Below are 15590 nucleotides of genomic sequence, written 5' to 3' on the forward strand. Positions count from 1 at the left end.
GGTCAGGGCGCACGTACAGCGCGGGCTGGGTGAACTGGGTGAGCTTCAGCTCCCGCCGGGGATCCTGGGTGCACAGCTCCCTGATCGAGTACCCGAGCACGGCGTCCGCCACCGCGGTCTGTTCCGGGAACTCGTCGAAGAGGTCCTTGCCCATCCCCTTGGCCTGGCTGCCCTGACCGGGGAATCCGTATACCTTCATGATGCCCTCCTGGGGGTGCGTGGGGGCGGGGCGGGGGCGGGGGCGCGGGGGCACGGCGGAGCGCAGCCCGGCCAGCGCGCGGGTGTCCTGGCTCAGCGGGCTGAGCAACGCGTGGGAGCGCGACCGCGAGTGGGCGGGCAGGCCGGCCCGGACGAAGTTGTGCAGGGTGCCGGACGGACCGAGGTCGATGTACCGGTACGGGCCGCCGCGCTCCAGCGCGGTCAGCGTGGCCGCGAACTCGATCGGCGCCCTGGTCGCCCGCCACAGGTGGTCGGCCGTCACCCGGCCGACCGGGCCCATGGCGGCGCAGGACACGATCGGGATCCGCGGCGGGCGCAGCTCCGTCTCCGCGAGGGTGGCCCGGAACGCCGGCTCGCCGGCGTCCATGAGGGCCGAGTGGAAGGCGTACGGGACGGGCACCCGGTGGCAGGCCACATCGCGCGCCCGCAGCAGTTCCTCGGCGGCGGTCAGGGCGTCGGCGGGGCCGGACAGGACGAGGTGTCCGGGGTAGTTGCGGGCGGCGACCTCGGTGTGGTCGCGCAGCAGGGGGATGTCCCGGTGCAGCCGCTCGTCGCCCAGGACCGCGAGCATCCCGCCGGCCGGCGCTCCGCGCGCCACCCTGGCCTGCCGGATCAGCAGCCGCAGACAGGTGTCCCGGTCCACCACGCCCGCCAGCACGCAGGCGGTGAACTCACCGAGGCTCGCGCCGAGCAGAAGGTCGGGTTCGATCCCGTACCCGGCGAGGGTGTCCGCGAGGGCGAGTTGCACCATGACGATCGCCGGATGGGTGAACTCCAGGTCGTCGAACGGCTCGGACGGGCCGCGGCCCGGGTCGTACATCCGGCCCAGGACGGACGCCCCGAGTTCCGCCTCGGCGACGGTGTCGAGGCGGTCGAGCGTCTCCCGGAACACCGGCTCGGCCCGGTACAGGTCCTGGCCCATCCCGTGGTACTGGGACCCCTGGCCCGAGAACATGAAGACGGTGGGCAGGGAGGCGGTGGGCGGGGAGTCGGGGGGCCGGGAGCCGGTGGACAGGGAGTCGGGGGGCTGGGAGGCGGTGGGCGGGGAGGCGGCGGACCCGGGACCGGTGGGTGCCGTCACCGGTCCTCGCCCAGCAGCGCGACGATGTCCTTGACCACGAACTCGCCCTCCCGGAAGGCGAGGAGGTCGTCCGGGGCGGGCGCCCCCCGCAGGGCCGCCGCCAGCAGGTCCCGCACGCCCTGCGGCCGGTCGGCCGCGAGGACTTCGAGCACCGAGGTGAAGGCGCCGATCAGGCGGGTGATCGTGGCGTCCGTGAAGCGGTCCCGGTAGTACGACATGTGCAGCTTGACCGTCTCCGTCGGGAAGACGTCCAGCCGCAGCGGGAAGCCCATCCGCGAGATGTAGTACGCCGCGCTGAAGCGTTCGGAGTTGTCGAGGCCGACGTTCTGGAAGACCAGGTAGCTCTCGGTGGGCAGGGCGTCCTCCGGCTGTCCGCCCCAGGCCAGCGCCCGGTGCATCGGAGTGTTCTCGTAGGCGCTCATGGCGACCAGTTCGTCCCTGACCCGGGCGAGGTACGCCGGGACCTGCTCGGCGGCGTCCAGCCGGGTGCGCAGCGGCAGGATGTTCAGGGTGGGGGCGACCATGCCGGACACCCCCTGGGGTCCGCCGGAGCGCCCGGTGAACAGCACGCCGTGGGTCAGGTCGGCCCGCTCCCGCCCCTGGGCGACGAAGGCCGCGACCGTGGCCGCCCATCCGGCCTGGAAGAGCACGTTGAGGGTCAGCCGGTGCTCGCGGGCCACCTCGCGCAGCCGGGCCGCGAGCTCCTTCGGCAGCGCTGTCCACTGCCGGCCGAATCCGCTCTCGCTGCCGACGGCGTTGCCGGGCACGTGCTCGGAGAGCAGGGTCGGCCCCGGCAGACCGCCCAGGGCCCGCTGCCAGTAGCGTTCGGCGGCGCGCTGGTCGCCGCCGCGCACCGCGGCCACGAACTCCTTGAAGGGCAGGGCCGCGTCGAGTTCTATCGGCCTGCCCTGGGCGAGCGCGGGCAGGCCCTGGTCGAGCTGGTTGGCGATGATGTCGAAGCTCCAGCCGTCCAGGCACAGATAGCTCAGGCTGACCACGATGACACAGGTGTCGTCGTCGACGTCGGCCACGAAATAGCGTATGGCGCCGGGCTCTTCCGGCTCGATCCCGCGTTCCCGGTCCGCCTTGAGGTGGCGTTCGAGGGCCTCGTCCTGCTCGGTGGGCGTCAGTGCCCGCCAGTCGACGAAGTCCAGCTCGACCCGCGGCTCACGGTGGACCACCTGGACCGCCCGGTCCGGCGCGATCCACCGGAAGGAGGTCCGCATCGCCGGGTAGGTACGGGCCTGGGCCTCCAGGAAGCGTCGGAAGTCGTCCTTGTCGGCCATTCCCCGGGGCACCGCGGTGAGCCGGTGGACCTGGAACATCCCCGGCTCCGGGGTACGCAGCTTGCGCAGGGCCCACTCCTGGAACGGGGCCACCGGGTACACGTCCTCGACGTCCGGGTCCGCCCGGAGCCCGGCCAGCGCCGTGGCGGCGTCCCGGTCGCCGGGCTCGTCGTCGGCATCGGCCCGCGTGCCCGCCCCGGGGGCCGCTTGGGCCGCCGCCGCGAGTTCCGCGAGCGTGTCGTACTGGAAGATCATCTGCGGGGTCAGCTCGAGACCCCGTTCGCGGGCCTTGGCCACCACGTGAATGCTGTGGATGGAGTCGCCGCCCAGCCGGAAGAAGTTGTTGCCCACGCCGATCGGCCCCACGCCGAGCACCTCGGTCCAGACCTCGGCGATGATCCGCTCGGCCGGCGTCCGGGGCTCGGTGGTGTCCCCGGACTCGTCGGCCGGCTCGGCCGACGGCTCCGGCAGCGCGCTCTGGTCCAGCTTTCCGTTGGCGTTGACGGGGTACTGCTTCAGCGCGACGTAGGCGGCCGGGAGCATGTAGTCCGGCAGCCGGTCCTTGAGGTATCCGCGCAGCTCGGGCACCACCGCCCGGGCCCACCGGTTGAACACGGGGTCGGTGGCGTACTCCTGCCACCGGCCCGTCGGTTCCGCCGTCTCGAAGGCGGCCCAGTCCCGGTCGTCGCCCTCGGGGCTGAGCAGGACCGCGTAGCTTCCGTCGGCGCGGTCCGGCATCCAGTCGACGGTCGCGGTGCGTCCCAGGCGTTCGGCCAGCCGCCACCACTGTTCCGGCTGGACGCCCTGGTCGCCGGCCGTGGCCAGCCGGGCGTTGGGCACGTCGAGCACGGCCAGCGCCCGGTCGGGCTCGGCGCGCAGCCGCTCCTCGACCGCGGCGAGGGTGTGCGTCCCGTCGGACCAGGAGATCCTGGCCTCGGGGGCGGCCGGGGCCGCCGCCTCCCCGCCGACGTGCAGGAACGCGTCGTAGCGGTACCGGCTCATCTCGTTCTCGTGCACACCGCGCCGCAGCTGGGTCCGCACCCGCGCGAGGCGGGGCTCCCCCTGCTGCACGGCCCGGAAGAAGTCCGGGTGCAGCACCAGCTCCTGGTCCTGGGCGATGCGCCGGCGGACCTGTGCGCGCAGCCGCTCCTCGCTCGGCGTGGGACCGGGCTGGTGGAGCTCCACGTCCGTGTGGAACGCCTCCAGGAGGGCCAGGTTGCGCACATCGCCGACGAACACGGTGCCACCGTCGTCCACGCAGCGCAGCGCCTTGCCCAGGACGTCCCGCAGATAGCCGGCGTCCGGGAAGTACTGGACCACGGAGTTGATGACCACCAGGTCGAACTGCCGGTCCTGGAAGGCGGAGAGGTCGTCCGCGCCACCGTGGTGCAGCCGTACGTGGGACAGCTCCTCCCGGCGCTCCACAAGCCGGCCGCGCACATGGTCCAGCGCGGTTCGCGAGATGTCGGTGCCGTGGTAGACCTCGCAGTGCGGGGCGACCCGGGAGAGCAGCAGGCCGGTGCCGCAGCCGATCTCCAGCACGCGCCGGGGGCGCAGGGCCAGGATGCGCTCGACGGTGGTGTCGACCCACTCGTGCATCTCCGCGTCGGAGAGCTGTCCGCCGTGGTAGCTGCTGTCCCAACCGCTGATCTTGAAGTCGTCGGGGCCGGCGGCCTCTTCCCCTTCTTCTTCCCCTTCTCCGTAGACGCGGTCGAAGACGGCCTCCCACTCCGTCCCCCGGGCCGGCGCCCCCTCGGAGGCGGCCTCGGGTGCGGTCTCGGGGGCGGCCTCGGAGGTGTCCGCGCCGTCCTTGGCTCCGTCCTGGGTCCCGTCCTGGGTCCCGTCCTTGCGGGCTTCCGGCACGACATAGGCGACCAGGCGCTTGTTGCCGGTGTCCCCGGGCTCCCGCCGAGCGAGCACCACCGCTTCCCCGACCTTCGGGTGCTCGGCCAGGGCCGCCTCGATCTCGCCCAGTTCGATCCGGTGGCCGCGGATCTTCACCTGGTCGTCGGCGCGCCCCAGGTACTCCAGCTCCCCCTCGGCCGTCCAGCGGGCCAGGTCCCCGCTCCGGTACCAGCGGGAGCCGTCGGGGTCGTGCAGGAAGCGCTGCCGGTTCAGCTCCGGGCGGTTGAGGTACCCCAGGGCCACCCCGGCCCCGCCCACGTACATCTCGCCCCGCACCCCGACCGGGGCGGGCTGGCCGTAGCGGTCCAGCACCCGCACGCGCAGGTCGGGAATGGGCCGTCCGATCGGGCTGTGCGCGGTGGCGGCGTCCACGTCCGCGCGGGTCACCGGGCGGTAGGTGACGTGCACGGTCGTCTCGGTGATCCCGTACATGTTCACCAGCCGGGGTGACTGGTCCCCGTGCCGGTCGAACCAGTCGCGCAGGCCGCGCACATCGAGTTCCTCGCCGCCGAACACGACCACCCGCAGGCACAGGGCGCCCCGCTCCACCTCCGACAGGTGGCGGAACGCCAGCGGCGTCTGGTTGAGCACCGTGACCCGCTCGTCCCGCAGCAGCTCGTAGAAGCTCTCCGGGGAGCGGCTCACCCAGTGCGGGACGACGACCAGACGCCCGCCGTGCGCGAGGGCGCCCCAGATCTCCCACACCGAGAAGTCGAAGGTGAAGGCGTGGAAGAGCGTCCAGGTGTCCGAGCGTCCGAAACCGAACCACTCCTTGGTGGCGGAGAAGAGCCGCACCACGTTGGCGTGGCTGACCAGCACGCCCTTCGGTGTTCCGGTGGAGCCGGAGGTGTAGATGACGTACGCGGGGTCCTGCGGGCCGGCACCGGCCGCCCGCTCGGGGGCGTGCTCGTCGCTCTCCCCGTCGAGCACCACCAGCCGGGCCTGGTGCTCGGGCAGGCCGTCGACCAGGTGCGGCTGGGTCACCAGGATCGGCGCGGAGCTGTCGGCCAGCAGATAGGAGATCCGCTCGGGCGGATAGTCGGCCGCGATGGGCAGATAGGCGGCCCCGGACTTCAGGATGCCCAGGATCCCGACCAGCAGGTCCACGGACCGCTCGGCGCACAGCCCGATCACCGTGCCGGGACGGGCGCCCAGCCCGCGCAGCCGGTGCGCGAGCGCGTTGGCGCGCCCGTCCAGCTCGCGGTAGGTGACGTGCTCGCCGTCGTGGCTGACCGCCACCGCGCCGGGCGCCTCCGCCGTACGCTCCTGGAACAGCTCGTGCAGCAGCGCGGCGGGCGGCGGCTCCACGGCGGACGGTGTCGTGGCGGCTGGTGCGGTGGCGGACGGTGCCGTGGCGGCCGGTGCGGTGGCGGACGGTGCCGTGGCGGCCGGTGCGGTGGCGCCGCGCCCGGCCCGCTCCAGCCGCTCGCGGTCGGCGGCCGGCATGACCGGCAGCTCCCCGACGCCCAGCCCCGGGTCGGCGGCGACCGCCTCCAGCACCACCTGGTAGCCGTCGAGCAGCCGCTGGACGGTGGCCTCGTCGAAGACCGCGGAGTTGTACTCCACCTCGACCAGGAAGTCCCGGTCGCGGTCCACCACGCTGATCCACAGGTCGAACTTGGAGGTGTCGTTGCGGATGCCCTCGATCGCCTCGACCGTCAGCTCCTCCCCGGAGCTGAGATCACGGGCCGGCAGGAAGCTGAAGGACACCTGGAACAGCGGGTTCTGGCTGAGGTAGCGCTCCGGCTGGAGGGCCTCCACGACCGCCTCGAAGGGGACCTCCTGGTACTGGTGGGCCCCGTTCACCACGTCCTGCACCCGGCGCAGCACCTCGCGGAAGTCCGGCTCCCCGTCCAGCCGGGTCTTGTAGACGAGGGTGTTGACGAACAGCCCGATCAACTGCTCGATGTCCAGCCGGGTCCGGTTGGTGACCGGCGAGCCGACCGCGATGTCCTCCTGCCCGGTGTACCGGTGCAGCAGGACGTTGAGCGCGCCGAGCAGCACGGTGAAGAGGTTGACCCCCTCCCGCTTGCACAGCCCGGTCAGCTCGGTGCGCAGCGAGGCCGGGAAGACGGTCCGGAGGTCCCGCCCCTCGAAGGTCTGCACCGGAGGGCGGGGCCGGTCGAAGGGCAGCTCCAGCGGCTCCGTGCCCTCGCCCAGCTGCTCGCGCCAGTACGTCAACTGCTGCTCGAGCCGGTCACCGCTGAGGTGGTCCCGCTGCCAGAGGGCGAAGTCCGCGTACTGGATCGGCAGCTCGGGCAGCGGGGACGGGCGCCCGGCCGCGAAGGCGTGGTACAGGGTCAGCAGCTCCTGCCAGAACAGGCCGAGCGACCACCCGTCGACGACGATGTGGTGGGCGTTGAGCAGCACCACGTGCAGCTCGGGTTCCAGCCGGTACAGGGTGACCCGCAGCAGCGGCCCCGCGGCCAGGTCGAACGGGCGCCGCGCCGCCTCGTCGATCCGGCCGTCCAGCGCGCCCGGGTCCGCGCCGAGGTCCACCAGCTCGACCGGCACGCCGAGCCGCGGCAGGACCTGCTGCCAGGGCTCGCCGTCCTCGCTGGGCAGCACGGTGCGCAGCGACTCGTGCCGGCGGACGATCTCGTCGACCGCGCGCTGCAGCACCTCGTGGCGCAGCGGCCCGCGCAGCCGGAAGCTCATCGGGACGTTGTACGCGGCGCTGTCGGGCACCATCTGGTCGAGGAACCACAGCCGGCGCTGGGCGAAGGAGAGCGGCGGACGGACACCGTCGGGGCGGCGTGGGATGCCGGTGGTGCGCGCGGTACCCGCCGGCCGCTTGGCGCCGCTCAGCTTCTCCAGCAACGCCCGCTTCGCCGGGGACAGTTGCGCCTTGCGCGTGGTGGCGAGGTCTTCGGGGGACATGGCGGGAGAACTCCTTCGGGATATGCGGCTTTCCTCAGCTTTTCGCGCCTGTCCGCGGCTTTCCGCGACTCACGCGAGCAAGGTGGCGACGGTGTCTTCGGGCAGTTCTTCGATGCGCTCGATCAGCTCCGCTTCGAGCATGGCGACCATGTCGGCCAGGGTGCGGGCCTGGAACAGCTCGCCCAGGTCCAGCTCGATCGGGAAGCCGCTCTTGAGCCGGGAGATGATCTGGGTGGCGAGGATCGAGTCGCCGCCGAGTTCCTGGAAGTCGTCCTCGGGGTATGCCGAGGCGACGCCCAGTACCTCCCGCCAAGCGTCGACCACCATGGCCTGGAGCGAGCCTCCGGCGGCCTCGGCGGTCTCGGCAGCTTCCGCGACCTCCGCGACCTCCGCGGTCTCGGCGGTCTCGGCGGTCTCCGTGAGCGGTACGGGGCCGGTGGCCGATACGGGGGCCGCCGGGACGGCCACCGGGGCGGCCACCGGGGTCCGCGCCGGGAGGGCGGCGGCGGTGGTGTCCGTCAGGGCCCCCTCGTTCTCCGCCAGGACGACGGCCTGGTACGCCTGGTCCTCGCGCACCGGCGCCAGCGACAGGCTGCGCACCGCGCGGAAGCCGCCCCGCTCCAGGGCCTGGCGCCACATGGCGACGCTCAGCAGCGGCGAGCCCGGCAGCCTGCGGTCGTGGTCCTGGAACGCCCACCAGCCGGCCATCAGACCGAAGGTGAGGGTGAAGAACTCCTGCACCCGGGTGGTCTCCAGCAGGATCATCACCCCGCCCGGGCGCAGCAACTGCCGGGCGTGGGCCAGCGAGTCGTCGATCCGCCGGGTCGCGTGCAGCACATTGCAGGCCAGGACGACGTCGTAGGCGCCCGCCTCGAAGCCCTGCCCGGCCGGCGGGGACTCGATGTCCAGCTGCTGGAAGCTCAGGAACGGGTGGTCCTTGGCGTACCGGTTGCGCCCGTACAGGGTGAAGCTGCGCGAGATGTCGGTGTACATGTAGCGCACCCGGTCCTGGAGGCCGTCCAGCGCGGGCAGCACCTTCGCGGTCGTGCCGCCGGTGCCCGCGCCGATCTCCAGCACGGACACCCGCGCGTCCGGGTCGTGGGCCGACCGGGCCCGCGCATACGCGGCGACCAACTCGGCCACCAGGGTGTTGGTGTCCTGGTCGCTGTGGTAGACGGCCTCCACGGCGTCGAAGGAGCCGTCGGGGAAGAGGACTTCGTGGGCCTTCCTGCGCCCGGTGAGGATGGCGGGGAACTCCTCCAGGCAGTTGGTCAGCAGCCGGAAGTAGCCCTCCATCTCCGGGTAGTGGCCGGTCACCTCGGTCTTGAGGGCCTCCAGCCGGTCCGGCTCCCAGCGCAGCAGCCCGGGGGCGGCGACCCGGTCGGTGGTGACCAGTTCCTCGCCCTCGGCGCGCAGCAGCCCGTGGTCGGCGAGGATGCCGAGCAGCGCGCGGAACAGCGAGGTGTGCTCGTCCACGACGCCCAGCCGCCGGATCAGATCGGGCGCGCTGTGGCGCTCGCCGGGGGCCTGGAAGACCTCCATCCGGCGCAGCGAGGCGAACAGCATCTCGCGGCAGACCCTGCCCAGCTCGCGGACCATCACATCGTTGCGGAGCGCCGCTTCGATGTCCGCGGCCGACGGGTCGGCCCGCAGGTGTTCCTCGGCCGCCGCGTCGAGTTCCGCCAGGACCGAGGGCACAGCTCCGGCGGTCGGGCGCGGCGGCGCGGTGTCATGGCCGGGCGCGTCGGCGGGGGCGCCGTCGGCCCAGGCGTGGCGGAACACCTCGCGCTCGAAGGGGTGGCCGGGCAGCTGGATCCGCCGGGGCGCGGCGCCGGTGTGCAGCCGTGGCCAGTCGACCGCGGCGCCGGTGCTCCAGGCCGCGGCGAGCTGGTCCACATCGCGCCCGGCCGCGGTCGGGGCCTGTCCGCCCGTACGGTCCTCGGGGACCCGCCCCCGGTGGGTGCCCGGAACGTCGTCGGCGCCGCCCGCGAACGCCTCCAGCCGCTCGATCAGTTCACTCATCGAGTCGGCCGACACGGCGAGCCGCTCGGGGAACGCCTCGCGGCCCACCTGGAGGGTGTAGGCCACGTCCCGCAGCGCCGCGGCGTCGCCCCGCTCCCCGTCGCGCAGCCGCGCCGCCAGCGCCCCGGCCTTCCGCCGGAGCTGGGGCGCGGTCTTCGCGGACAGCGGTACGAGCTGCCGCCGGGGCGGGGCCGGGGCGCGGCGCTCGGCGGCGCGGTACTCCTCGATGATCACGTGGGCGTTGGTGCCGCTGTATCCGAAGGAGCTGACGCCGGCCAGTCGGAGGCCGTTGTCGTCCGGGGCCCAGTCGGCCGGCTCGCGGTTGACGTAGACCGGGCTGTCGGCGAAGTCGACGTGCTTGTTCTCGTCGCGGAAGTTGGCCGCCGGGGGGAGCTTTCCGTGCCGCAGGCACAGCAGCACCTTGATGGCGCCCAGCACGCCCGCGGCCCCCATCGTGTGGCCGATGTTGGCCTTGATCGAGCCGATCGCGCAGAACTGCTTGCGCTCGGTGAATTCCTCGAACGCCTCGGTCAGTCCGTGCACCTCGATGGGGTCGCCGAGGCTGGTCCCGGTGCCGTGCGCCTCCACGTAGCGCAGCCGGCCCATGTCCACACCGCTGCGCCGGTAGACCTCGCGCAGCAGGGCGCTCTGGGCGGTGGAGCTGGGGGAGGTGATCCCCGAGGTCCGGCCGTCCTGGTTGGTGCCGCTGCCCCGGATGACGCCCAGGATCCGGTCGTTGTCCCGGACCGCGTCGGACAGGCGCTTGAGCACCAGCACCCCGACGCCGTCGCCCACCAGCATGCCGTCGGCCTCCGCGTCGAAGGGCCGGCAGGTGCGGCGCGGTGACACGGTGCCCAGGGCCTCCATGGTGACGAAGGTCCCGGGGTGGTTGACCACGTAGACCCCGGCGGCCAGGGCGAGTTCCGCCTCGCCGGACAGCAGCAGCCGCCGCGCGATGTCCACCGCGACGAGCGAGGACGAGCAGGCGGTGTCCACGGTCAGCGCGGGCCCGGCGAGGTCGAGGTGGTACGCCAGGCGGGCGGCCATGATGCTGGTGTCGGAGCCCATCAGCGCGTGCGCGGAGTACTCGGACTGCGGGGCGAGCCCGGTGGAGCCGACGACGGTCGCGACCGCGCGGCCGCGCAGCGCCGAGGCATCCTGGGCCGCGTCCTCCAGCGCGTGGTAGCAGGACTCCAGCAGGACCCGCTGGGCGGCGTCCATCGCGGCGGCCTCGCGCGGTGAGATCCGGAAGAACGCCGGGTCGAAGCACTCGGCCTCGGCCATGGCGCCGTAGGCGGGCACCGCCGCGTCCGGGAAGTGCTCGCGGAACAGCGAGAGCGCCACCGGGTCGGCGACCGGGCCGGTGCAGTCCCGGCCCTTGCTGATCACCTCCCACAGCTCCTCGGGGTCGGCGGCGCCGGCGGTACGGCAGTGCATGCCGATCACCGCCACCGCCTCCGGCGGGGTGGCCTGCCGGGCGAGGGTGGCCTCGACGTGCTCGGCGAGCCGGCCGAGGTCGCCCGCCCCGGTCACCGCGCTGGTCGGAAGCGCCGTGCCGAACCGGGCGTTGATCTCCTCGGTCAGCTGCACGGCCGTGACCAGGCCGAGGCCCAGCTCCTGGAAGGATGCCTCGGCCGCCCGCTCGGGGGAGGTGTCCAGCACCCGGGCCGCGAGCTGTGACAGCGTCTGCTTGACGTGGGGCGACATCGTCTCTGAATCTCCTTCAGCTCGCCGCGGCGCGCGGACGCCCGGTGGTCTCGGCCAGTTGTGCCCGGTTGAGCCGGAGCCGTTCCTCCTCGGTCGAGGCGGTCACCTTGCGCAGCCGGAAGAGGTGGTGCCGTATCCAGCCCCGGCGCAGCGGCTCGGCCAGGTCGGGGTCGGGCGCCTGGGTGTCGTGCGGGATGAGTTCGTCCACCACGAGCCGGTTCCGGGCGAACACCTCGGCCCAGGTGCGCGCCGTGGGGACGCTGATTCCGAGCCCGGGGTCGACCAGGTCGCCGCTCAGGGTGCACAGGAAGTCCGCCAGCAGGACGTGACCGCCGTCCACGACGGCGGCGTCCAGGTTCGCGAACAGCGCCTGCTTGTCCTCGGCCCGGAAGCAGGCGTCGATACCGAACGCCAGGTCGTAGTGGCCGGGGAAGGGTTCGGCGGGGCCCGCGTGGAACACCGCCGCCCGGTCCCGCAGGCCGCGCTCCCCGATCTCCCGGTCCGCGCCGTCGGCCAGTTCCTTGTCGCCGGTCACGCCGTGGACCACCAGGGCCGGGTGGGCCTCCGCGAGGGCGGCGGCGTCGCCCGCGCCACGGCAGCCGAACTCCAGCACCGCGCCGAGCCGGTCCAGGTCCTGGCCGTCCAGCAGCAGCCGGCGGATCTCCTCCTGGCCGGGAGCCGGGGGTGCCGCGACCACCGGGGCCGGGGTCGGGGCGGGTGTCGCCACCGCCGGGGCCGGGGCCGTGGCGGGTGCCGCGGCCGGTGCGGGTGCCAGGGCTTGTGACTCGGCCGGTGTGGGTGCCGGGGCCGGGGGCCTGCCGCCCTTGCGGGCGGCCGTGGTGAGCCGCTGCCGCAGGTACTCCGCGAGCGCGCCGGGCGCCGGGTGGTCGAAGACCAGGGTGACCGGCAGCCGCAGCCCGGTGGCCCGGCTCAGCCGGTTGCGGAGCTCCACCGCGGTGAGCGAGTCCAGGCCCAGCTCGACGAACCCGGTGTCGGGCCCGACGTCGTCGGGATCGACCACCAGCACGGCCGCCACCTGCTCGCGCACCAGCTCCATGACCCGCGCCCGCTGTTCGTCCTCGGGCAGACCCGCGAGCCCGTCCAGGCCGCCGCCGGTGTCCGGCGCGGCGGCCGCCGACCGCGGCGCGGTCCGCACCAGCGCCCGGTGGATGGGGTGGCCGGTGCCGGACTCGGCCTGGGTCCGCAGCGCGGCCAGGTCGATGCGCATGGGAACCTGCAGCGCCTCGTCGGCGCCCCGGGCCACGTCGAACAGCGCGAGCCCCTGCTCGTCGGAGAGCCCCAGCAGACCGCCCCGGGTCATCCGGCCCGTGTCGCCCTCGGTGAGGTGCTTGGTGAGGCCGGTCGCCTGCTCCCAGTAGCCGTAGGCCATGGAGACGCCCGGCAGCCCCCGCGCCCTGCGGTGGTGGGCGAGCGCGTCCAGGAAGGAGCTGGCCGCGGCGTAGTTGGCCTGGCCGGGGTTGCCGAGCACTCCGGCGGCCCCGGAGAGGAACACGAACTGGGTCAGGTCCGTGCCGCGGGTCAGCTCGTGCAGATTCAGCGCGCCCTCGGCCTTCGGCCGCAGCACGTGGGCCAGCCGGTCGGGGGTCATCGCGTCGAACACCCCGTCGTCGAGCGCGCCCGCGGTGTGGATGACGGTGCCCAGCGGATGCTCGGCCGGGATGGCGCCGAGCACCTCGGCCAGCTTGTCGCGGTCGGCCGCGTCGCAGGCCACCACCGTGACCCGGGCGCCGGCCGCGGTGAGTTCCGCGGTCAGCTCGGCCGCGCCGGGGGCGTCGGGTCCGCGCCGGCTGAGGAGGACCAGGTGCCGGGCGCCGTGTTCGGCCACCAGGTGCCTGGCGAGCATTCCGCCCAGGGTGCCGGTGCCACCGGTGATCAGCACCGTGTGCGACGGGTCGGGGCGCCGGGGCACGGTCAGCACGATCTTGCCCACGTGCCGCGCCTGGCTCATGAACCGGAAGGCGTCCGGCGCGCGCCGCAGGTCCCAGGTGATCCTGGGCAGCAGCTCCAGCACCCCCTGCTCGAACAGGTCCACGATCTCGGCGAGGATCTCCCCGATCCGCTGCGGCCCGGCGTCGACCACGTCGAACGCCCGGTAGCGGACCCCGAAGTGCCGGGTCGCGACCTGCTGGGCGTCACGGATGTCGGTCTTGCCCATCTCCACGAACCGGCCGCCGCGCGGCAGCAGCCGCAGCGAGGCGTCGACGAACTCGCGCGCGAGCGAGTTCAGTACGACGTCCATCCCGCGGCCCTCGGTGCGGGCCCGGAACCCGGCCTCGAAGCCCAGGTCACGGGAGGAGGCGAGGTGGTCGTCGGGCACTCCCAGCGCCCGTACGGTGTCCCACTTGCCCTCGCTCGCGGTGGCGAACACCTCCGCGCCCACGTGCCGGGCCAGTTGCACGGCGGCCATGCCCACCCCGCCCGCGGCGGCGTGGACCAGCACCGACTCACCGGCGCTCAGCGCGCCCATGTCGAACAGGCCGTAGTACGCGGTGACGAAGGCGACCGGGACCGTCGCGGCCTCCTCGAAGGACCATCCGGCGGGCATCCTGACCACCGTGTGGGCGTCGGCCACACACACCGGGCCCAGGCCGCTCGGGAACAGCCCCATCACCCGGTCCCCGACCGCCAGCCCGGTCACCCCGGGGCCGACCTCGAGGACCAGTCCGGCGCCCTCCGCGCCGAGCGTCAGCTCCCCCGGGTACATGCCGAGCGCGCCCAGCACATCGCGGAAGTTCAGCCCGGCCGCGCGCACCTCGATCCGTACCTGCCCCGGGGTCAGCGGCGCGTCGGCGGCGGGCCAGGGCAGCAGCGCCAGGTTCTCCAGGGTGCCCGCGCCCGTGGTGTCCAGCCGCCACGCGCCGCCGCCCGGGGGCGGCACCAGCGTGCCGTCCGAGCCGACCGGGGCCAGCCGGGGCACCAGCGCCGCTCCCCCGCGCAGCGCGAGCTGCGACTCGCCGGCCGCCACCGCGGCCGCCACCGCCCCCGGCAGCGCGGCCACCGACGCCTCGTCACCGTCCAGGTCGACCAGCAGCAGCCGGTCCGGGTTCTCCGCCTGTGCCGTACGCAGCAGCCCCCAGACCGGGGCGTGCACCAGGTCCGTGATGTCCTCGCCGACACGGACGGCCACCGCTCCCCGGGTCACCACCACCAGCCGCGCCGCGGCCTGCGCCTCGTCCGCGAGCCAGCCCTGCACCAGGCCGAGGGCGCGCGCGGTGGCGGCCCGGATCCCGGCCGCCTGGTCCGCCTGGTCCGCCGGGTCCGCCTGGTCCGCGGGCCGCTCCTCGGTGGCCAGCGACACCAGCGCCACGTCGGCCGCGTCCTCGGACACCGTGGCGCCGGCGCGGCGCAGGGCGGCCCCCAGCCGAAGGTCGTCCGGGCCCGGCAGGGACCAGGCGCCGTCCCGCCCGGTCGCCTCGGCGAGCGCGAGCGCGGTCCAGTCCAGCCGGAACAGCGAGTCGTGCGGTGCGGCCGTGCCGGCGGCGCCGGTGGCGGTGCTGGTGCTGGTGCCGGTGGCGGCACGTTCGCCGGACGCCGGGTGTTCGCCCGAGACGGGGCGCAGCACCAGCGAGTCCAGTGCGGCCACCGGCCGCCCCGCGCTGTCGGCGACCTCGGCCGAGACCGCGTCGGTACCGGCCGCCGTGAGCCGCACCCGCACCGCGGCGGCCCCGCGCCCGAACAGCCGCATCCCGGACCAGGAGAAGGGCAGCAGTCCGCCGCCGTCGCGTACGAAGCCGCCGAAGCCCATCGCGTGCAGGGCCGAGTCCAGCAGGGCGGGGTGCAGACCGTAGCGGGCGGCGTCCGGAGCGTCGTCGATCGCGGCCTCGGCGAACACCTCGTCGCCGCGCTTCCAGACCGCGCGCAACCCGCTGAACGCCGGGCCGTAGGCGTATCCGGCGTCGGCCATCGCCCGGTAGTAGCCGTCCACCGGCACCGGCTCCGCGCCGGCGGGCGGCCACGCGGTCAGATCGGGCCCCGTCTCCGGCTCTCCGACCCCCAGCAGACCACTGGCGTGCCGTGTCCACGGCCGCTCCGCCGCCTCGCCCGACGGCTCCTCCTCCGCCCGTGAGTACACCTCCACCGGGCGGCCACCCGTGGCGTCGGGCGCCCCGACGGTCACCTGGAGCCGTGCCGAGCCGCGCTCGGTCAGGACCAGCGGGGCCTGGAGGGTCAGCTCGTCCAGCCGCCCGCAGCCCAGGTCCCGCCCGGCGTGCAGCGCCATGTCGACGAAGGCCGTGCCGGGGAAGAGCACCGTGCCGGACACCGCGTGGTCGGCGATCCAGGGGTGGGAGGCCAGCGACACCTCGCCGCTGAACACCGCCCCTCCGCCGGCGAGCGGCACGGACGACGTCAGCAGCGGATGGCCGTCCCGCGCCTGCGCGGCCGGGTCGGCCGGGAGGGGGGCCGTGGTGGCCGGCTCGGCCGGGAGGAGGGCCGTGGTGGCCGGCTCGGCCGGGAGGAGGGCCGTGGTG

Annotated in this window: 4 protein-coding genes; all 4 read right to left on the reverse strand. The window is 74.3% G+C overall.

Annotated features, from left to right (window positions below):
- A partial coding sequence (locus BBH68_RS36450) for an acyltransferase domain-containing protein (RefSeq protein ID WP_245738479.1) occupies window positions 1–1300 on the reverse strand: 1300 nt, incomplete at its 3' end.
- Window positions 1297–7371 (reverse strand): non-ribosomal peptide synthetase, encoded by a 6075-nt coding sequence (locus BBH68_RS36455; protein ID WP_065968173.1) that lies wholly within the window; start codon window positions 7369–7371, stop codon window positions 1297–1299. The genes BBH68_RS36450 and BBH68_RS36455, both read right to left, overlap by 4 nt.
- A 69-nt stretch (window positions 7372–7440) precedes the next feature.
- On the reverse strand, window positions 7441–11100 hold the full coding sequence (locus BBH68_RS36460) for a beta-ketoacyl synthase N-terminal-like domain-containing protein (protein WP_065968174.1): 3660 nt from the start codon (window positions 11098–11100) through the stop codon (window positions 7441–7443).
- A 16-nt stretch (window positions 11101–11116) separates the two neighbouring features.
- On the reverse strand, window positions 11117–15590 hold a 4474-nt coding region (locus BBH68_RS36465), incomplete at its 5' end, for an SDR family NAD(P)-dependent oxidoreductase (RefSeq protein WP_141713134.1).

The organism is Streptomyces sparsogenes (assembly GCF_001704635.1).
GTDB classification, from domain to species: Bacteria; Actinomycetota; Actinomycetes; order Streptomycetales; family Streptomycetaceae; genus Streptomyces; species Streptomyces sparsogenes.